This is a genomic window from Bradyrhizobium sp. USDA 4472 (genome assembly GCF_054058595.1).
Window position 1 is genome coordinate 5,365,100 of the sequence record NZ_JBSSAM010000001.1, and the last position, 18,400, is coordinate 5,383,499.

Here is an 18,400-nt window from a genome sequence, read left to right on the forward strand (position 1 = left end):
CTCAGGATGCGGGGAATACATGGCAGGCCGCCGGTGAGGCCGGTGCCAGATAAACGGTCGCGCCGACCGGGCGCAGCGCGCCCTCGGCATCGCGGGTCTCCGCGACCTTGAGCGAGGGGCCCGCGGTCAGCGCGACGTCGTAGACGACCTGCGCGCCGAGCGGCAGCACCGTGGTGATGATCGCGGTGAAGGCGCCATCGGACGGAGCTGGTCGGAAGCGCAACTGCTCAGGACGGATCGACACGACGACCGCGTGCCCCTGCTGAAGTGTTTTGTTCGGGCTGATGGGGAGAACGTGGCCGTTCTCGAGCCGAACGGCAGAACCTTCGATGAATTCACCGCGCAGCACGTTGGTGGTTCCGACGAATTCGTTCACGAACAGCGTTTGCGGCGTGTCGTAGATGCCGGTCGGGGTCGAGATCTGCTCGATGCGCCCGCGCGACATCACCGCGATCCGGTCGGCCATCGACAGCGCCTCCTCTTGGTCGTGGGTGACCAGGATGGTGGTGATGCCGGATTGGCGCTGGAGGCGTTTGACCTCGATTTGCATGTCGAGGCGCAAATTCTTGTCGAGGGCTCCGAAGGGCTCGTCGAGCAGCAGGACTTTGGGATCGATGGCGAGGCAGCGGGCCAGCGCCACGCGCTGCTGCTGGCCACCGGACAGTTCTCGCGGCCTGCGGCTGGCGAATTCGCCCATATGGACGAGATCGAGCATCTCGGCGACGCGCTTGGCGATGCGCTCGCGCGGCCATTTGTGCGCCTGGAGGCCGTAAGCGACGTTCTCGCCGACGCTCATGTGCGGAAACAGCGCGTAGTTCTGGAAGACGATGCCGACGCCGCGCTCCGCGGGCGACAGGGCATCGGCTATGCTGTCGTCGAACAGGACGCGGCCTTCGCTCTGCCGGATGAAGCCGGAGATGATCCGCAGCAAGGTCGACTTGCCGCAGCCGGACGGGCCGAGCAGGGCGACGAGCTCGCCGCCGGAGATATCGAGGTTGATATCCCGCACGGCCGTGCTCGCGCCGAACCGGTGCGTGATGGCGTCCAGCCGGAGCCGATGCGAGCGAGACGCAGTCATGAACGTTTTGCCCCAAAACCTGCGACGGGCACCTTGCAGCGGTCGAAGGAAATCACCTCGGCGCACATGTTCGGCTCAATCACCCATTGCCGTCCAGCACAGAATAGGCAATTCTCCATACGCAAAATTAGAATGGGTGCGGGCAGGTGCAGGTCACGTGAGAGGGTCGCTCGTTCCGGCGGCATTGCGCTATGCCGACCAGGTGGCGCGGTCCGGATCGATCCAGAGCGCTGCCCGGGAAATGAATATCGCGGCGTCTGCCATCAACCGCCAGATCCTGCTTCTGGAGCGCGATCTCGGCGTCACCCTGTTCGAGCGCGTGACCGGCGGCATGCGGCTGACGCCGGCGGGCGATGCGCTGGTCGCGCTGACGCGCCGTTGGCGCTCGGACGAGCGGCGGGCCAATGCCGAGTTCAAGCAGCTGCAGGGCGTCAACCAGGGCCATGTGCGTCTCGTTGCGATGGACAGCCATGTCAACGGATTCCTGCCGCGGTTCGTGAGCGAGCTGAACGAGCGCCATCCCCGTATCTCGCTCGAGATTCAGGTCGCCGGCACGGATGATGCGCAGACCGCGCTGCTGTCCGGAGCCGCCGATCTGATTGCCGCCTTCAATCTCAATCCGCACCGTGAGATCCATGTGCTGTGGCGCCGCGAGCTGCCCTTCGGCTGCGTAGTCGCGCCGAACCATCCGCTGGCCCAGCGCAAGACCACCAGCATGCAGGAAGTGGCAGGCTATCCCGTCGTCCTGCAAAACAAGGCATTGGCGATCAGGCGCTACCTCGAGGCACGCCATGGCTGGCTGTTGTCGGAGGGGACGATCGAGACCAATTCGCTGCAACTGGTGAAGCGCCTCGCGGGGAGCGGCAACTACGTTGCTTTCACCTCCGAGCTCGATGCCGCCCCCGAGCTCGTCAGCGGCGCGCTGGTGTTCGTGCCCGTACGCGACAAGGGGGCCGATCCGCAGACCGTGAGTGTGGCCATCGATGCGCGCAAGCCGTTCCCGAAGATCGCGCGAATCGTCGCCGACGGGCTTGCCGCCGGCATGGATGCGGATCTGCAGGACGTGCGTCGCCGCACGTCCTGATGCTCCGCAAATCGGCGTATCTAGCCCGCCGGCATTGCCGTCTCGATCAGGCGCACCCAGAACGAGGCGCCGTGGCCGAGGATGTTGTCGTTGAAGACGTAGGCCGGGTGGTGGCACGCCGGGCTGTCGCCCATGCCGACCAGCACCATCGCGCCGGGGCGCTCCTCCAGCATGAACGAGAAGTCTTCCGCGCCCATCATCGGAATGATGCGGTCGTTGACGCGCTCGCTGCCCACGATGTCACGGGCCACGTCGGCGGCGACAACGGCTTCGCGCGGATGATTCATCGTCACTGGATACATCCGCGAGTATTTCGTCTCGGCAGTGCCGCCATAGGCGCGGGCGACGCTGTCGGCGACTTCGCCGATGCGGCGCTCGACCAGATCGCGCACCTCAGGGTCGAGCGTGCGCACGGTGCCGCTGAGCTCGGCGGTCTCCGGGATGATGTTGAAAGCGGTGCCGGCGTGGAATTGCGTCACCGAGATCACCGCCGATTTCAGCGGATCGACGTTGCGGGCGACGATCGATTGCAGCGCGTTCACGATCTGCGAGCCGATCAAGACGCTGTCGATCGCCTGGTGCGGCGTTGCGCCGGCATGACCGCCCTTGCCGCGGACGGTGATCTGGATGTTGTCGGAAGAGGCGAGCAGCGGCCCTGACGTGGTGGCGAAATGGCCTTCGGGCAGGCCCGGCATGTTGTGCATGCCGTAGACCTGCTCGATGTTCCAGCGCGTCATCAGGCCGTCCTCGACCATGGCCTTGCCGCCGCCACCGCCTTCCTCGGCGGGCTGGAAGATGAGGATTGCGGTGCCATCGAAATTGCGCGTCTCGGCGAGGTACTTTGCGGCGCCGAGCAGCATCGCGGTGTGGCCGTCATGGCCGCAGGCATGCATCTTGCCGGGGACCTTCGAGGCGTAGGGCACATCGGCGGCTTCCATGATCGGCAGCGCATCCATGTCGGCGCGCAGGCCGATCGCCTTCCCGGAGCCGGATTTGCGGCCGCGGATCACCCCGACGACGCCGGTGCGGCCGATGCCCGTCACCACCTCGTCGCAGCCGAACGCGCGCAACTTCTCGGCGACGATGCCGGCGGTCCGATGGACCTCGTAGAGCAACTCAGGGTTCTCGTGAAAGTCATGTCGCCAGGCGGCCATTTCGTCGGAGAGGGCGGCGATGCGGTTGACGATGGGCATGGGGGGTCCGCTTCTTGTGATGAGTTCTTGGGCGGGTGAGCGTAGCGTAAGCCACCGCTGTGTCACAGGCGCTTGTTGATCAGGCCCGCGGGTGGGCGGGAGCCCTCCTGATGGCAAAAGTTAACTTTCAATCACGCATCATTGACTGACAGATATTGAAATCTGTCAGCGAGACGTGTATATCCGTTCCCGGACGCTCCGATTGGGTGTCCCGTGGCCACCTCCGGGGGGAGCCCGACATCCGAAATCCACTCGGATCGAGGGTCGTCATTCAAGGGCGAGGGTCGCGGACGAATGGAGACAAAGACAATGACGATCGAAATCATCAATCTCACCGGCACGATTGGGCACTGGCTCAATCTGCTGGTCGCGCGCCAGATCGCGGCGCAGGCTGCAAAACTGCCTCATTGAGGCGAGAGCTTTCCGAAACGACCAGGTGGGGCGCTTCGGAAGCAGCTCCATCGTCCGGTCAACCCTGAACGGGAACAAGGTGCTGGCATGAACGAAGCCGTTATCCTGACGCCGGAACGGATCCTCGAAGTCACCGAGGACGTCTTGCGGCGCTACGGACTCGCCAAGGCCACCGTGGTCGATGTTGCCCGTGCGCTCGATGTGAGCCACGGCAGCGTCTACCGCCATTTCCCGAGCAAAGCCTCGCTGCGCGAAGCCGTCGCCAAACGTTGGCTCGACCGCATCGACGCGCCGCTTCTGGCAATCGCCAGGGAGCAGGGGCCCGCGGCCGATCGGCTCGACCGCTGGCTGCGCACGCTCTTTGCTGCAAAACGTTCGCGCGTGCTCGACGACCCTGAAATGTTCGAGACTTATCTGACCCTGGCGCGCGAGGCCTGTGCGGCCGTCAGGTGCCACAAGGATACCATGATTGACCAGATCGCGGCGATCCTGTCCGACGGCGTCAAGCAGGGCGTGTTCGCGGTTGACGACGTCAAGGTCACGGCACGCGCACTGTTCGATGCGACCTGTCGCTTCCATCATCCGGCGCATGCCGATGAGTGGAAGGATGCCGAGCTGCCGGCGCGTGTCGATGCGACGCTCGCGCTGGTGCTGCGCGGATTGAAGGCAGGCTAGGTCGCTACGCCCGACTCACCCTCTCGCCTTGTGAAGAGGTCCGTCCGCGCGAACCGCGGGCGAAGCTGCCGCATGCCTGCGCGCGTGGAGCCCGCCGTTGGATGCCGGCACGATCGGCGGACTCTCCGGATAGGCATTGATCGCGATTTCGACAGTGTCCTTCGACCGCTTTCGAAGGTGATAGAATGTCAGCTCCTGATTGAGCATGGGACACCGGAAGCGGACGACGGCGGTATCAGGCAGCCGACAGAGTTCGTCGATGAGCTCGCCTACCGTAATGATCGGAGGATGGGCGGTTTCCTTGTGATGACCCGTACTCATGAGGCCTACTCCTTCGCTCTGCCATTAACCGGAGCTGAACGGTCTTCGTTCCAATCACCTCGTCCCTGCAGCCATCCGAAATGCCGCCCAAGGACGAGCAATAGTCCCCATCGCCCCAGTGGGCGGCTGGTAAAGCGCCTCGCGCAGGCGCATCTTGTTGACTCCCTCGAATTGGCTCTATCAGCCCCCAGTAAGAGTTTGAGGGTGGAGGGTGGAGGGTGCGTGCTTCTCGCTGTCTTCTCGGATATCCATGGCAACCGGCAGGCATTCGAGGCGTGCCTGAAGGCGGCCCGCGCCAGGGGCGCGGAGCGGTTCGTCCTGCTCGGCGATTTCGTGGGCTATGGTGCCGACCCGGAATGGGTCGTGGATACCGTGATGGAGCTGGTCGCCCAGGGCGCCGTTGCCGTCCGCGGCAATCACGACCATGCGGTGAACTCCTCGTCCGAGACCATGAACAATGAAGCGCAGATCGCAATCGAATGGACGCGCGGACGGCTCGACCCCGCGCAGCGCCGGTTTCTCGCCGAACTGCCGATGCTCGTCGAGGACGGCGACCGTCTGTTCGTGCACTCGGAAGCCTCGCAGCCCCAGCGCTGGCACTACATCCGCTCGACGGCGGATGCCGCCAAGAGCCTGATATCGACGACGGCTCACGTGACCTTCTGCGGCCACATCCATCGTCCCGCGCTCTATTCGATGTCGGTGACGGCGAAGATGACGGGCCTCGTGCCCAAGACCGACGTTTCGGTGCCGCTGCTGCGCGGCCGGCAATGGCTCGCCGTGCTCGGTGCCGTGGGCCAGCCGCGCGACGGTGATCCGTCGGCGGCGTTCGCGCTGTTCGATACGGCATTATGCCAAATCACGTATTGTCGCGCGCCCTATGACATCGCGAGCGCGGCGAACCGGATCCGCGGGAACGGCCTGCCGCACTGGCTCGCCGACCGGCTGTCGGAGGGGCGGTAGAGACCGATGCCGATACCTCTCGTCAAGTCAGGCGCCGTCATCGACGGTTACACCATCGGCGAATGCGTGCATGCCGGCGGCATGGCGACGCTCTGGACCGTCACCCATGCCGATATCGACGTGCCGCTATTGATGAAGATCCCAAGGGCGTCCGAAGGCGAAGATCCCGCCGCGATCGTGTCCTTCGAGATGGAGATGATGATCCTGCCGCGGTTGACGGGACCCCATGTACCGCACTGCTACGGCACCGGTGATTTCGCGCATCAGGCCTATGCCGTGATCGAGCGCATTTCGGGAACGACCCTCTACAAGCGGCTGCCCGACCTGCCGCTGCCTTACGACGAAGTGCGGCTGCTCGTCGCAAAAATCGCGACCGCCCTTGCCGATTTGCACCGGCAGAACGTGATCCATCACGATATCAAGCCTAGCAGCATCATGTTCCGCGGGAGTGACGAGAAGGCGCGGGGCGAGGCCGTGCTGATCGACTTCGGCCTGTCTCATCACAATCATCTGCCCGATCTGTTGCAGGCGGAGTTCCGCCTGCCTTACGGCACTGCGCCCTATATGGCGCCGGAACGGCTTCGAGGGGTGCGCGACGATCCGCGCAGTGACCTGTTTTCCCTGGGCGTGCTGCTCTATTTCTTCACCACCGGCGAACGTCCCTTTGGCGAGGGCGAGACGCTGCGCGCGATGCGGCGTCGGCTGTGGCGCGATCCTTATCCGCCGCGCGCGCTGCGCAGCGACTATCCGCCCTGGCTCCAGGAGGTGGTGCTGCGGTGCCTGGAGATCGAGCCGGACTGGCGCTATCCGACGGCAGCTCAGCTGGCCTTCGATCTGACCCATCCGGACCAGGTCAAGCTCACCGCGCGCGCGGAACGCCTGAAGCGCGATCCTCTCAGTGTGGCCTGGCGGCGCCGCTTCAACCCCGACGTCAAGCCGCAGGGCGGGAGATCCGATGTTGCGACGCAAATTGCGATGAGCCCGATCGTCGCAGTCGCGCTGGATACGGCCGAGGGTGAGCCGGAACTGAACGAGTCGCTACGGGTCACCACGGAGCGCATCCTCGCGACCCTGCCGTCGGCACGGCTGGCCTGTGTCAACGTGCTGAAGCTCAACCGCATCGCCATCGACAAGACGCTGGATGAGCAGGGCTCCAACAAGCATATCGACCGCCTCGTCGCGCTCCGGCATTGGGCGACGCCGTTGAAGCTCGACGAAAGCCGGCTATCGGTTCATGTGCTGGAAGCCGTCGATCCTGCCGCCGCCGTGTTGGAATTTGCCGAGGTCAATCAGGTCGACCACGTCATCATCGGTGCCCGGCAAGGCTCGTTCAGGCGCACGTTGCTCGGAAGCGTCTCGGCCAAGGTGGCCGCGGAGGCGACCTGCACCGTCACCGTCGTGCGGCCGCCGCGAATGGCTCTGCCAGAACCGGATGCCGGCGTGGTGTGGGGCTAGGACAGATCAGGCGGCCTGGGCGGCGGGGACGGCACGTTTGCGGCGGATCGGCCAGGAGAACTGGGGAGCGGGTTCGCCGTGATCCACGCTGCCGCCAAAATACTGAATGATCTCGCGGCAGGGTTCGCAGCTGAAGAGGTTGCGCGAGGCGGCTGCCTTGTCCATTTCCTTGAAGCAATTCGGGCAGTGCGGTTTCATGGTTTCAATCCGGAAAAAGGGGCTCAGTGTCGACGCTGTGGGGCGAACGAATGATCGAGGTCGGTATTGTCGGGGCGGGAATCATCGTCGAGCGTACCTTCGGCGCGTTCGAGGCGGCCGAAGAAATAATCGAGGTTCGGATGCGGACGACGCGGGATTCGGCAACGGCGTTTCGGCTGAAGCTTGGTGAGGGCGATCTGCATGGGATCAGGCCCTGTCGCGGCGGATGACAGGCGTGGAACGCGCCGGGACTTTGTCCGGGCCGGCCGATGGGCCAAACACGACGAACGCGCTGAAACCGATCCACAACGCCACGCCAGTCCAAACCAGGGTCGTCGTCATGATGTGCTCCCGTCAAAAGCAGACGGGAGTTAGTAGCGGTGATTTGCGCGAATCAGTGAAGCCCGGATGAGTACGGATCATAGTTGCAATTTTAAGCGATGCCCGCTGTGGCCTCCGTACAAGCCGCAGGTTTTCGGCGCTTTCCGAGCCTCGCTACAGCTCAGATCGCTTCGCCGCGTGCGCCCGCGGCGGCGTTGCGGATCGCCGCGATGTTGGTCTTGTAGGCCTCCTGCGTGCCGCCTCTGAACACGGACGTGCCGGCGACGAAGGCATTGGCGCCGGCCGCTGCGAGCGCGCCCGCGACGTCGGGGCCGACGCCCCCGTCGACCTCGATGTCGACGGGCCGTCCCGCGGTCATCGCGCGGATGTCGCGGATCTTGCCGATCGCGGCGGGAATGAAAGCCTGGCCGCCGAAGCCTGGATTGACCGACATCACCAGCACGAGGTCGACGAGGTCGAGCACGTATTCCAGTACGCTGATCGGCGTGCCCGGATTGAGCGAGACGCCGGCCTTCTTGCCGAGCGCGCGGATCGCCTGCAGCGAGCGGTGCAAATGCGGACCTGCCTCGGCATGCACGGTGATGTGGTCGCAGCCGGCCTTGGCGAAGGCTTCCAGATAGGGGTCGCAGGGCGCGATCATCAGATGCGCATCGAAGATCTTCTTGGTGTGCGGGCGCATCGCCTTGATGACGTCGGGGCCGTAGGAGATGTTCGGCACGAAGTGGCCGTCCATCACGTCGAGATGGATCCAATCGGCGCCGGCCGCGTCCACCGCGCGAACCTCCTCGCCGAGCCTGGAGAAATCCGAAGCCAGGATCGAGGGGGCGATGGCCAGGGGGCGGGGGGCGAAGGCTTGGGTCATGGCGCGGTTTCCCGTGGCAGCGGAAGGACGAACGGCCTCGCCTAACATGGGCCTCCCGGCCCGGCAATGCGCGGAGGATCAGCTTCCTGTGGGCGGAAAATTCTGCCGGTGGCGGCATGAATTGCCGATGTTCCCGGTGCCCATAAAGCGCGGCCGGGCTGGATTACATTGAGCTTTTCGCGCTGGCACGACGCTTGCTGACCTCAACGGCGGAACATTGGCCGCGGCATGCCGCATCGGTTGGAGTTGTGCAATGTTGTTTGCTCTTGGTGCGGTCTCGAGTGCGCTCGATGCCATTCAATCGCTGACGAGCTCGAAATCGTCCGCGACGCCGCAGGCGGGCTCGTCGCAAAATGCGGCGAGCAATCCCTTTGCGATCGACGGCAGCAACAGCGGCACGTCCAGCAGTGCGGCTTCGTCGGTGAATGCGGGCTATTATCCGCAGATCTCGCCGGACACGATGAATGCGTTGTTCGCCGCGCAAAGCCGGTCGACGGACCCGGCCAGCTCGACCTCGACGGACCGCGACGCAGCGCTGAAAGACCTGTTCTCGCAACTCGACGCGAATGGCGATGGCCAGATCAGCAAGTCGGAGTTCGAGAATGCGCTGGGCGCGGGCGGCACCAATCTGGCGCAGGCCGACGACGTGTTCTCCAAGCTGGATACCGATTCCGACGGCAGCGTCAGCCTCGACGAGATGTCGAAGGCGCTGAAGGGCGCCGGCGGCCATCATGGCGGCCACCACCACGCGCAGGCGGCGAGCGGCTCGGGCGATGCGTCGGGCAGCGGCTCGGATTCCAAGTCGTCATCGTCGAGCGGCGGCTCGACCACGACCACCTCGACCAGCGCCGACGGCTCGACCACGACCACCGTCACCTACGCCGACGGTTTCAAGATGACGACGACCGTGCCGGGCGCCTCCAGCTCTTCGAATGGCTCCGGCGCCGGCAATACGCCCTATGACTGGTTTGCGCAGATGATGCAGAGCCAGGGACAGGGATCATCGGCGAACGCGGCCTCCTCCTCGATCTCGATAAGCGTCTGACGCGCTTTTTGAGACCTTAGCCGAACCGGTCCTTCCATGCCGGCTGCGCGCCCGGGAACGGCAGCGCGGTTGCGCTGTATACGCCGCGGGCGATCGCGCGGGCGACCACGTTGGCGGCGACCATGCCGAGCTCGGTCAGGCCGACGACCGGATCGATCGGCTTGACACATGTCGCGGCGGCAAACAAAACGTCACCATCCGTCGGGGCATGAACCGGGTAGATCGCGCGCGCAAAGCCGGTATGCGCGATCATCGCCAGCCGCTTGGCCTGCGGCTTGGTCAACACCGCATCGGTGACGACGACGCCGATCGTGGTGTTCTCGCGCTCGTTTGCGGCGGGGCCGCCCTTGACGCGCATCTTGAGCATGTCGTCCGTGAACGCCTCGGGCAGCCCGCGGCCGCCGAACTCGCCATCGACCTCGAACGGCGCCGCCCAGAACCACGGTCCGTCGCCGACGGTGGCGCTACCGACCGCATTGACGGCGATGAGCGCCGCGACCGTGACCCCATTGCTGGTCACCGCGGAGGCCGAGCCGAGCCCGCCCTTGAATGTCGCGGTGGTGGCGCCCAGGCCGGCGCCGACGCTTCCGATCGCAAAGCCCGTTCCGGCGGCGACCGCCGCGGCGTAGCCGAGATCGCGATAGGGCGCGAAGCGGCCCCAGGCCTTGTCGCCGCCGTTGAGCAGATCGAACAGGATCGCGCCCGGCACGATCGGAATGAGCGCCTCGCGGACGCGGAAGCCGCGGCCCTGCTCGGCGAGCCAGGCCTGCACGCCGCCGCCGGTCTCGATACCGAAGGCGGAGCCGCCCGACAATGCGATCGCGTCGACGCGCTCGACCGTGTTGGCGAGGTCAAGCAACGCATCCTCACGGGTGCCGGGGCCGCCGCCGCGGACGTCGATCGCCGCCACCGCCGGCTGGTCGAACACGACGGCCGTGGCACCAGAGGCGAGCTTCGCGTCATGGGCATGGCCGACGCGAACGCCGGCGACGTCAGTGAGGAGGTTTTTCAAGGGCGGCACTCCATGCGGCTAGCATGGCTTCAGCGATAGCCCACGCCAGCGACAGGCTCAACTCGCCAGCGCCGTCCTGAGCATCCTGGCGAGTTCCGACTTGCGGTAGGGCTTCGCCAGCAGCAGCACGCCGGAATCGAGCCGGCCGTGATGGACGATGGCGTTTTCCGTGTAGCCCGAGGTGAACAGCGTCTTCAGCTCCGGGCGCCGCCGTGCCGCCTCGTCGGCGAGCTGGCGGCCGTTCATGTTGCCGGGCATGATGACGTCGGTGAAGAGCAGGTCGATGTCCTCGTCCGCATCGATGATGTCGAGGGCTTCGGCCGCGTTGGCCGCTTCCAGCGCGGCATAGCCGAGGCTCTTGACCTGGGTCACGACATACTGCCGCACCAGCGCGTCGTCCTCGACGATCAGGATCTTCTCGTTGCCGCCGGCGATGGGCACATTCTGCAGCACCTCGTATTCGGTCTCCTGCACGCCGGTGGAACGCGGCAAATAGATCTTCACGCTCGTGCCGTGGCCTTCCTCGCTGTAGATCTTGATGTGACCGCCGGACTGCTTGACAAAGCCGAACACCATGCTGAGGCCGAGGCCGGTGCCCTTGCCGACCTCCTTGGTGGTGAAGAAAGGATCGAACACCCGATCGAGCAGGGCGGCCGGAATTCCCGATCCCGTGTCGCTGACCGCGATCATCACGTACTTGCCGGCGACGACGTCGACATTCATGCTGGCATAGCCGTCGTCGAGGAAGATGTTGCGGGTTTCAAGCACCAGGGTGCCGCCGTCCGGCATGGCATCGCGTGCGTTCAGCGCGAGATTGAGGATCGCGGTGGAAAGCTGGCCCGGATCGACCAAAGCGGGCCAGGCATCCTCGGTGAGCTGCGGCATGATGGTGATCTGCTCGCCGAGCGTGGGGTGCAGCAGCTTGGTGGCCTCGAGGATCAGCGCATTGACGTCGATCTCGCGCGGCTGCAGCGGCTGCTTGCGGGCGAAGGCGAGCAGATGCTTGGTCAGCTGCGCGCCGCGCTCGGCGGCATCGTCGATCAGCTTGGTGATGGCGGCAAGCTCCGGCCGGTCGGCGACTGCGTCCGCCAGGATACCGATCGTGCCGGTGATGACGGTGAGCACGTTGTTGAAGTCGTGGGCGACGCCGCCCGTCAGATGGCCGATCGAATCCATCTTTTGGACCTGCCGGAGCTGGGCCTCCGCCGCCTGTTTGTCGGTGAGGTCGCGGCCGATGAAGAAATGGCGCTTCACCGGCTCCGACCAGGTGCCCATCCAGTTCAGCGTGACCTCGTGTCCGTCGTAATGATAGTAGCGCGCCTCGAAGCTGCGCTTGATATGACCGCGGCGGGCCGCGCGCATCTCCTCGCGCGTCCTCTCGAGATCGTCGGGGTGGATGAACTCTGTCGCGCTGTGCCCGATCATGTCTTCCGGAGTGAAGCCGAGAATCTCCTTCACGCTCGGGCTGACCTGGATGAAATTGCCGAATCCGTCGGTGACCAGGATCAGGTCCTGCGAGGTCTCGAAGATGCGCTGGCGCTCCTCGATCTCGCGGCGCAGCTTTTCTCGTGATTGCTTCTCCTCGGTGATATCGTGGGCAATCTTGGAGACGCCGATGATCTCACCACTGACTGATTTCAAGGGAGAGATATTGAGCACGAGGTCGATCGGGCGCCCGTCCTTTCGCACACGGACGGTCTCCTGCTGGGCGATCGTTTCGTTGTTGCTGACGCGGTTGAGAATGCTTCTGACCTCTGCCTTGCGATCCTGCGGCACGATCATCTCGATGGACTGGCCGATGGCCTCCGCTGCGGAATAGCCGAGCAGGCGCTCGGCGGCCTTGTTCCAGCCCGTGATGATGCCGTCGAGGGATTGGGTGATGATGGCATCGTTGGAGGACTCGACGACCGCACCGTAGAGTGCGAGGCGCTTGTCGTAGTAGTCGCGCTCCGAAGCCGATTGCTCGCGCAACCGGCCGAGGAGGCCCATCGTGGTGGCCTGGAGACGAACGTTCTCGATCAGGAGCACGGCGAGCACGAAGCTCGCAGCGCCAAGGCCGTAGAGCCGGCCGGCATAGAAGCCGAGATCGTAGCGCGCAACGTTGGCGATCGCCGACAATGCGATGTCGAACAGCCAGGCGCACATGGTGACCATCAGCCAGACGTCGATCACCGTATGCGGCTTGCGGAGCCACAACGTGATCAGCGCCGCGAAGCTCAAGGACCAGACGAATGATACCACCCCGATCATGGTGGTGGTGTAGCGACCGTCCTTCAACAGGACGGGCAGCAGATCGTGCTGCGCCGTGACGACCCAGGCGATGACGATCATCGCGGCGATCACGCCGAGGACGGCGACCACGATCGAGCGCCCGGTCGGTCCCTCGACCTTGGGGCCACCGTCGGCATCCTTCAGCCAGCCATAGGCCAGCACCAGCAATGGGAAACCGCCGTGCCAGATCATGTAGAGCCAGACCGTGGTCTGGGACCCGGCGCCCAGCAGTCCGGTCGGCGCGAACAGCCCTGGGAAGGTCAGGGCGTGGGTTACCGCCGACGCTGCGGTGAACAGATAACCGGTGGACAGCAGCAGCAGTGCGCGGCTGCGCAGCACATAGAATTGCGACAGCAGCAGAACGGCCGTGATGATGTCGCTGACCGTGAGCGCCGATTGATAGCTCGCCACGAAGCCCGGTACCTGGGCCAGCGGCGTGCCCGCGAAGGGCACGGCGATTGCGAACAGGATCGCGGAAACCCCGACGATCGCCAATGCTCCAGCGCGATCGCGCTGCGTGGCCGGCAAGGTCGAAAGGAATGTGCTTCGGTCGTTCTTTGCGTGCACGTCAACCTCTCGCTAGGTCGATGGGTAGTCCACGTGGCTTCGTTGGCCGGCTGCCTTGGATTGTCGGCTCTCGCCTCCATGGTAGCCGGCTCCGGGCGCGTGTCCTGAGGGAACGTGCCCACGACTCAACCGAGGGTTACAGCTTACTTAACTCGGACAGGGAATCGGAATAGGAAGTCGGTAAGGTTGGCTTTACTGGACGGACCCCATACTGGCCGGGCGCCCCCCGCCGTTGAATTGAACCAGTTAATGATACGAATCCGGGAGTTGTTCCCATGCCCCGTGTCCTTGTTGTCGATGATCAAAAGGACGTCCGTGCCATGGTCTCGATTGTTCTTCGGGTCAACCAATACGACGTGGTCGAGGCGGAGAGTGGCGCGGTGGGCCTGAAGGCGTTCGGCGAGAACGTTTTCGATGCAGCGATCGTCGACATTTTCCTGAACGATGCCAGCGGGATCGAGGTCATGGCAGCTATTCGCGAACGGATTCCCGGATTTCCGATCGTGGCGATATCCGGGATGACGGCGCTGGATTTCATGGGCGAGGCACCCGGCCTCGACGGCGTGATATGCCTGCAAAAGCCGTTTCGGCCGAACGACCTGCTGCAGGCGCTCCGGAAGGCGCAGGAAGCGGCGGGCGACGAGCTTTTCGCAGCCGTCTGAGGGCGTGCCGAAACAAAACGCCCCGGCGAGCCGGGGCGTTGACGCTGGTGGAGTTAAAAGGTCAGCAGTCCTGTCTCAAGTGCCGTTGCCCTTGATCTGGGCGTAGCCGCCCTTGGCGTCCCACTTGTAGACGACGTAGTCGAGCTGCTTGATGTCGCCCTTGGCATCATACTCGATCGGGCCGATCACGGTGTCCCACTTGCCGGCCTTCATCGTTTCCATGACCTTCTTGGGATCGGTGGTGCCGGCCTTCTTGGCTGCCTGCGACCAGACCTGCATCGCCGCGTAGGTGTAGAGCGTATAGCCTTCGGGGTCGATATTCTTGGCCTTGAAGGCGTCGACGATCTTCTTCGCGGTCGGCTTCTCGCGCGGATCGGGACCGAAGGTGAACAGCGTGCCTTCGCCGGCGGGGCCGGTGATGGAGGCGTATTCCTTGTCGGCGAGCGCGTCGCCGGCCATCAGGATCGTCTTGAGGCCCTGGTCGCGCATCTGGCGCAGGATCAAGCCGCTTTCCTGGTGGTAACCGCCGACATAGACGAGATCGATGTTGTCCTTCTTCAGGCGCGAGACGATCGCGTTGAAGTCCTTGTCGCCCTTGTTGTAGGACTCGTACATCTTCTCGGTGATGCCGGCCTTGTTGAGCGCCTTCTTGGTCTCATCCGCCAGACCCTTGCCGTAGGTGGTCTTGTCGTTGAGGATCGCGATGTTCTTGCCCTTGAAGTTCTTGGCAATGTATTGCGCGGCGATCAGGCCCTGCTGATCGTCACGGCCGCAGACGCGCGCCACGTTCCAGAGCTTGCGCTCGGTGAACAGCGGGTTGGTCGAGGCAGGCGTGATCTCGAGCACGTTGCCGTCGGCATAGGCTTCGGACGCCGGGATGGACGACGACGAGCAATAGTGCCCGGCGACGAACGGAATCTTCGCGCTTGCAATCTTTTCCGCGACCGAGCGGGCCTGCTTGGGATCGCAGGCGTCGTCCTCGACATCGAGCGCGAGCTTCTTGCCGTTGACGCCGCCGGCGGCGTTGATGTCTGCCACGGCCATGTCGGCGCCGTTCTTCATCTGTCGGCCGAAGGCGGATTCAGTGCCGGTCATCGGACCTGCAACTGCGATGGTGACATCCTGCGCGAATGCCGCGCTCGACAGCGCGACCGACGCGCCGAATGCCAGACCGATGAGTTTCAGTGACTTCATGAGATACCTCGCGGGTGATCGCCTGTGGAAGTTGCCGGGTTGGCCCGGTTCAAACCGGCGCCATTCTTGAATGAATCCCGGGAGAAGTCACCGGCAAAATACGGGCATGAGCGCAGATATTTCGGCGCATTCGGCCGCGCCGAACCCGGCTCCACGAGGAGGCGGGCGGCCTCAGCCGTGGCGGCCACCTTCCAGATAGGCGGCGCGAATCTCGGGGCGCTGCAGCAACTCGGCACCGGTTCCGGCCAACGTGATCAGGCCATTGACCATGACGTAACCGCGGTGGGCGAGCTTGAGCGCATGATTGGCGTTCTGCTCGACGATCAGGACGGTCAGGCCGTCCTGCCGGTTCAGGACGCGGATGGCATCAAAGATCTGTCGGGCGATCAGCGGCGCCAGGCCCAGCGAGGGCTCGTCGAGCAGGAGCAGGCGCGGGCGGCTCATCAGGGCACGGCCGATCGCCAGCATCTGCTGCTCGCCGCCCGAGAGCGTGCCGCCGCGCTGCGCATAGCGCTCTTTCAGGCGCGGAAACAACGTGAACACGCGCTCCAGCGTCGCCTCGCGCTCCGCATCGGTGCACTCCGTGGCGTCCGCGCCCATCTGGAGGTTCTCCGCCACGCTCATGCGCGGGAAGATACGGCGGCCCTCGGGCGACTGCGCGATGCGTAAGTGCGCGATCTCGTGGGTAGGGACGTCGGTGATGTCGCGGCCTTCGTACAGGATCTGCCCGGCGCGGGCACGCGGCCTGCCGAAGATCGTCATCATCAACGTCGATTTGCCGGCGCCGTTGGCGCCGATCAGCGCGACGATCTCGCCGGGATTGATCGCGACATCGACTCCCTTGAGCGCCTCGATCTTACCATAGGCGGCGCGCAGGCTGCGGATCGCGAGCAGGGGGGTGGGAGCGGACGTCACGTGCCGCCCTCCATTACGGCCGCAGCCTCTTCCTCGTCCGTGCCGAGATAGGCCGCGATCACCTTGGCATCGTCGCGCACCTCCCGCGGCGTGCCTTGCGCGATCTTCACACCATGATCCATCACCACGATGTGGTCTGAGATCTCCATCACCACCGACATGTCGTGCTCGATCAGCAGGATCGAGGTACCGTCACTGCGGATCGAGAGCAGCAGCTCGCTGAGCGCGGCGCTCTCGCGTGCGTTGAGGCCGGCGGCGGGCTCGTCCAGGCACAGAAGCGCGGGCTCGGTGCACATCGCGCGCGCGATCTCGAGCCGGCGCTGGTCGCCATAGGCGAGATTGCCGGCGGCGTCGTCGGCGCGATCGAGCAGATTGATGCGCCTGAGCCAGTCGGTGGCGAGCGCGATCGCCCGTTTTTCGGCATCGCGGTAGGTGGGGACGCCGATCAGGCCGAGAAACGTAAAGCCCGACGCGCGCATCAATGCGTTATGCTGGGCCACCATCAGGTTCTCCAGCGCCGTCATGCCGGGAAACAGCCGGATGTTCTGGAAGGTGCGGGCGACCTTGGCGAGCTTGGCGATTCGGAAATCGTTGAGCCGCTCCAGCGCGATTTGCCGGCCATCATCATGGGAGAGGCGGATGGCGCCGCCGGTCGGCTTGTAGAAGCCGGTAATGCAGTTGAAGACGGTGGTCTTGCCGGCGCCGTTCGGTCCGATCAGCGCGGTGATCTTCTTGCGTTCGGCCGCAAACGACAGGTCCTGCACGGCGACGATGCCGCCGAAACGCATGGTGAGCCGGTCGACACTGAGAATTGTATCCTCGCTCATCCGTGCCCCTCCTTGACCAGGTCGGAGGAGATCGTTTGCGCCTTGGTCAGATACACGGTCGGCGCGCGATGGCCGATCAGGCCGCGCGGCCGCCAGATCATGATCAGCACCATGGCGATGCCGAACACCAGCATGCGGTAGGTCTCGAGGCTGCGGAACAGCTCGAAGCCGCCGATCATGGCGAGCGCCGCCAGCGCGACGCCGAGCTGCGAGCCCATGCCGCCGAGCACGACGATGGCGAGCACCAGCGCCGATTCCTGGAAGGTAAAGGATTCCGGGCTGATGAAGCCCTGGCGCGTCGCGAAGAACGCGCCCGCAAAGCCGCCGAACATGGCGCCGGTCGCGAACGCCGTGAGCTTCGTCGTCGTCGTGTTGATGCCGAGCGCGCGGCAGGCGACCTCATCCTCGCGCAACGCTTCCCAGGCGCGTCCGATCGGCAGGCGGCGCAGGCGGATCGTCACCCAGTTGGTCAAAAGCGCCAGCGCCAGGATCAGGTAGAACAGGAAGACGATGCGATGGGTCGGCGAATATTCGATGCCGAGTTTGGCAGCCAGCCCGTCGTCGCTGTTGTCGAGCGGAATGCCGAAGAAGGAGGGACGGGGAATGCCCGAGACGCCGTTGGGCCCGCCGGTGAGATCCTGCCAGTTGATGATGACGAGGCGGATGATCTCGCCGAAGGCGAGCGTCACGATTGCGAGATAGTCGCCGCGCAGGCGCAGCACGGGGAAACCGAGCAGCACGCCCCAGAACGCGGCAAGGATGCCGGCGAGCGGCAGGCAGACCCAGAACGACCAGCCGAAATTGGTGGCGAGCAGCCCGTAGGAATAGGCGCCGACTGCGTAGAAGGCGACGTAGCCGAGATCGAGCAGGCCGGCGAGCCCGACCACGACGTTGAGGCCCCAGCCCAGCATCACATAGGTGAGCACGAGGATCGCGAGGTCGAGGATGTAGCGCTGGTTATAAAAGATGACAGGCACCAGCAGCGTGAAGATCAGGAGCGCGGGCGCAAGGTAGCGGCCGATGAAGGAGACGCCGTTCTGCACCGAAGCGGGCACGAGCTTCTCGGCGCCGGTCGGGCCGATCCATTGCCGCAGCAGCTCGATCACGATCGAGCCGCCGAACACCGCGGCGACGAGCGAAGCGAGGTCGCCGAATCGCGTCCAATAGGTGAGCTGGCCGTCGGAGCCCGCCTCGGTGCGGATACCGACCATCAGCGAGAACAGCACCAGCGCAATCACCGCGTTGATGAATGCGGTCTTCAGCAGGAACGGGATGCCGGCGGTGCGACGTGTGTTGGTGGTCTCGTGCGAGCTGGCTGTCACGCG

19 protein-coding genes are annotated in these 18,400 nt (G+C 64.8%); 6 read left to right on the plus strand and 13 right to left on the minus strand.

Annotated elements, in window-relative coordinates; genetic code table 11:
• Nucleotide 1: 1 nt before the first annotated feature.
• Nucleotides 2-1,078 carry an ABC transporter ATP-binding protein gene (locus ACVWZ4_RS24940; RefSeq protein WP_456763700.1) on the minus strand — a complete coding sequence of 359 codons (1,077 nt, stop codon included), beginning with the start codon at nt 1,076-1,078 and terminating at the stop codon, nt 2-4.
• Nucleotides 1,079-1,235: 157 nt separating this feature from the next.
• Between ACVWZ4_RS24940 and ACVWZ4_RS24945 the strand changes: the two genes are divergently transcribed.
• The gene (locus ACVWZ4_RS24945; RefSeq protein ID WP_456741418.1) at nt 1,236-2,162 is read left to right on the plus strand and encodes a LysR family transcriptional regulator; all 927 of its coding nucleotides are present in this window, start codon (nt 1,236-1,238) and stop codon (nt 2,160-2,162) included.
• 20 nt (nt 2,163-2,182) lie between these two features.
• Here the strand turns inward: ACVWZ4_RS24945 and ACVWZ4_RS24950 are convergent, their stop codons facing one another.
• Nucleotides 2,183-3,355: a M20 aminoacylase family protein gene (locus ACVWZ4_RS24950; RefSeq protein ID WP_456704382.1), complete on the minus strand. Its 1,173-nt coding sequence runs from the start codon at nt 3,353-3,355 to the stop codon at nt 2,183-2,185.
• A gap of 498 nt (nt 3,356-3,853) precedes the next feature.
• Here ACVWZ4_RS24950 and ACVWZ4_RS24955 point away from each other — a divergent pair, with 498 nt between their 5' ends.
• Entirely contained in the window at nt 3,854-4,441 is a 588-nt protein-coding gene (locus tag ACVWZ4_RS24955; protein WP_456735587.1) for a TetR family transcriptional regulator, read from the plus strand.
• 15 nt (nt 4,442-4,456) lie between these two features.
• On the opposite strand, the gene ACVWZ4_RS24960 is transcribed toward ACVWZ4_RS24955, so the two are convergent.
• Nucleotides 4,457-4,762 carry a hypothetical protein gene (locus tag ACVWZ4_RS24960; protein WP_456704380.1) on the minus strand — a complete coding sequence of 102 codons (306 nt, stop codon included), beginning with the start codon at nt 4,760-4,762 and terminating at the stop codon, nt 4,457-4,459.
• A 222-nt stretch (nt 4,763-4,984) separates the two neighbouring features.
• Here ACVWZ4_RS24960 and ACVWZ4_RS24965 point away from each other — a divergent pair, with 222 nt between their 5' ends.
• Together ACVWZ4_RS24965 and ACVWZ4_RS24970 are read left to right on the plus strand one after the other, a co-directional pair.
• Entirely contained in the window at nt 4,985-5,725 is a 741-nt protein-coding gene (locus ACVWZ4_RS24965) for a metallophosphoesterase family protein (protein WP_456704379.1), read from the plus strand.
• Between the two features lie 6 nt (nt 5,726-5,731).
• Complete coding sequence (locus ACVWZ4_RS24970; protein WP_456741419.1) at nt 5,732-7,180, plus strand: serine/threonine protein kinase; 1,449 nt, start codon at nt 5,732-5,734, stop codon at nt 7,178-7,180.
• Between the two features lie 6 nt (nt 7,181-7,186).
• Here ACVWZ4_RS24970 and ACVWZ4_RS24975 read toward each other — a convergent pair whose 3' ends face one another.
• The 4 genes from ACVWZ4_RS24975 to rpe form a co-directional block, all read right to left on the minus strand.
• Nucleotides 7,187-7,378, minus strand: a complete 192-nt coding sequence (locus ACVWZ4_RS24975; protein WP_456741420.1) for a hypothetical protein — start codon at nt 7,376-7,378, stop codon at nt 7,187-7,189.
• Nucleotides 7,379-7,401: 23 nt separating this feature from the next.
• Complete coding sequence (locus ACVWZ4_RS24980; protein WP_456741421.1) at nt 7,402-7,581, minus strand: hypothetical protein; 180 nt, start codon at nt 7,579-7,581, stop codon at nt 7,402-7,404.
• Nucleotides 7,582-7,585: 4 nt separating this feature from the next.
• Complete coding sequence (locus ACVWZ4_RS24985) at nt 7,586-7,720, minus strand: hypothetical protein (RefSeq protein ID WP_456704375.1); 135 nt, start codon at nt 7,718-7,720, stop codon at nt 7,586-7,588.
• A 160-nt stretch (nt 7,721-7,880) separates the two neighbouring features.
• Entirely contained in the window at nt 7,881-8,582 is a 702-nt protein-coding gene (gene rpe, locus ACVWZ4_RS24990) for a ribulose-phosphate 3-epimerase (protein ID WP_456704374.1), read from the minus strand.
• A gap of 253 nt (nt 8,583-8,835) precedes the next feature.
• Here rpe and ACVWZ4_RS24995 point away from each other — a divergent pair, with 253 nt between their 5' ends.
• Complete coding sequence (locus ACVWZ4_RS24995) at nt 8,836-9,627, plus strand: EF-hand domain-containing protein (protein ID WP_456741422.1); 792 nt, start codon at nt 8,836-8,838, stop codon at nt 9,625-9,627.
• Nucleotides 9,628-9,643: 16 nt separating this feature from the next.
• On the opposite strand, the gene ACVWZ4_RS25000 is transcribed toward ACVWZ4_RS24995, so the two are convergent.
• Nucleotides 9,644-10,639 carry a P1 family peptidase gene (locus tag ACVWZ4_RS25000; protein ID WP_456741423.1) on the minus strand — a complete coding sequence of 332 codons (996 nt, stop codon included), beginning with the start codon at nt 10,637-10,639 and terminating at the stop codon, nt 9,644-9,646.
• A gap of 57 nt (nt 10,640-10,696) precedes the next feature.
• Nucleotides 10,697-13,477 (minus strand): PAS domain S-box protein, encoded by a 2,781-nt coding sequence (locus tag ACVWZ4_RS25005; RefSeq protein ID WP_456741424.1) that lies wholly within the window; start codon nt 13,475-13,477, stop codon nt 10,697-10,699.
• A gap of 275 nt (nt 13,478-13,752) precedes the next feature.
• On the opposite strand from ACVWZ4_RS25005, the gene ACVWZ4_RS25010 reads away from it, so the two are divergent.
• Nucleotides 13,753-14,139 carry a response regulator gene (locus ACVWZ4_RS25010; RefSeq protein ID WP_456741425.1) on the plus strand — a complete coding sequence of 129 codons (387 nt, stop codon included), beginning with the start codon at nt 13,753-13,755 and terminating at the stop codon, nt 14,137-14,139.
• 75 nt (nt 14,140-14,214) lie between these two features.
• Here the strand turns inward: ACVWZ4_RS25010 and ACVWZ4_RS25015 are convergent, their stop codons facing one another.
• The 4 genes from ACVWZ4_RS25015 to livM all read right to left on the minus strand — a co-directional run bounded on the left by ACVWZ4_RS25015 (nt 14,215) and on the right by livM (nt 18,397).
• Nucleotides 14,215-15,333 carry a branched-chain amino acid ABC transporter substrate-binding protein gene (locus ACVWZ4_RS25015; protein WP_092228003.1) on the minus strand — a complete coding sequence of 373 codons (1,119 nt, stop codon included), beginning with the start codon at nt 15,331-15,333 and terminating at the stop codon, nt 14,215-14,217.
• A gap of 171 nt (nt 15,334-15,504) precedes the next feature.
• Nucleotides 15,505-16,248, minus strand: coding sequence for an ABC transporter ATP-binding protein (locus ACVWZ4_RS25020; protein ID WP_456704369.1), 744 nt, complete (start codon nt 16,246-16,248; stop codon nt 15,505-15,507).
• On the minus strand, nt 16,245-17,075 hold the full coding sequence (locus tag ACVWZ4_RS25025) for an ABC transporter ATP-binding protein (protein ID WP_456704368.1): 831 nt from the start codon (nt 17,073-17,075) through the stop codon (nt 16,245-16,247). Before ACVWZ4_RS25025 ends, ACVWZ4_RS25020 begins: the two co-directional genes overlap by 4 nt.
• On the minus strand, nt 17,072-18,397 hold the full coding sequence (gene livM, locus ACVWZ4_RS25030) for a high-affinity branched-chain amino acid ABC transporter permease LivM (protein WP_456735579.1): 1,326 nt from the start codon (nt 18,395-18,397) through the stop codon (nt 17,072-17,074). The genes ACVWZ4_RS25025 and livM overlap by 4 nt, the downstream gene beginning before the upstream one ends.
• Between the last annotated feature and the right edge of the window lie 3 nt (nt 18,398-18,400).

Bases quoted from the DNA above. Each gene is read 5' to 3' on its own strand.
- ACVWZ4_RS24940 (WP_456763700.1), bottom strand. From the start codon at position 1,078: ATGACTGCGTCTCGCTCGCATCGGCTCCGGCTGGACGCCATCACGCAC.
- ACVWZ4_RS24950 (WP_456704382.1), bottom strand. From the start codon at position 3,355: ATGCCCATCGTCAACCGCATCGCCGCCCTCTCCGACGAAATGGCCGCC.
- ACVWZ4_RS24955 (WP_456735587.1), top strand. From the start codon at position 3,854: ATGAACGAAGCCGTTATCCTGACGCCGGAACGGATCCTCGAAGTCACC.
- ACVWZ4_RS24960 (WP_456704380.1), bottom strand. From the start codon at position 4,762: ATGAGTACGGGTCATCACAAGGAAACCGCCCATCCTCCGATCATTACG.
- ACVWZ4_RS24970 (WP_456741419.1), top strand. From the start codon at position 5,732: ATGCCGATACCTCTCGTCAAGTCAGGCGCCGTCATCGACGGTTACACC.
- ACVWZ4_RS24975 (WP_456741420.1), bottom strand. From the start codon at position 7,378: ATGAAACCGCACTGCCCGAATTGCTTCAAGGAAATGGACAAGGCAGCC.
- ACVWZ4_RS24980 (WP_456741421.1), bottom strand. From the start codon at position 7,581: ATGCAGATCGCCCTCACCAAGCTTCAGCCGAAACGCCGTTGCCGAATC.
- ACVWZ4_RS24985 (WP_456704375.1), bottom strand. From the start codon at position 7,720: ATGACGACGACCCTGGTTTGGACTGGCGTGGCGTTGTGGATCGGTTTC.
- rpe (WP_456704374.1), bottom strand. From the start codon at position 8,582: ATGACCCAAGCCTTCGCCCCCCGCCCCCTGGCCATCGCCCCCTCGATC.
- ACVWZ4_RS24995 (WP_456741422.1), top strand. From the start codon at position 8,836: ATGTTGTTTGCTCTTGGTGCGGTCTCGAGTGCGCTCGATGCCATTCAA.
- ACVWZ4_RS25010 (WP_456741425.1), top strand. From the start codon at position 13,753: ATGCCCCGTGTCCTTGTTGTCGATGATCAAAAGGACGTCCGTGCCATG.
- ACVWZ4_RS25015 (WP_092228003.1), bottom strand. From the start codon at position 15,333: ATGAAGTCACTGAAACTCATCGGTCTGGCATTCGGCGCGTCGGTCGCG.
- ACVWZ4_RS25025 (WP_456704368.1), bottom strand. From the start codon at position 17,075: ATGAGCGAGGATACAATTCTCAGTGTCGACCGGCTCACCATGCGTTTC.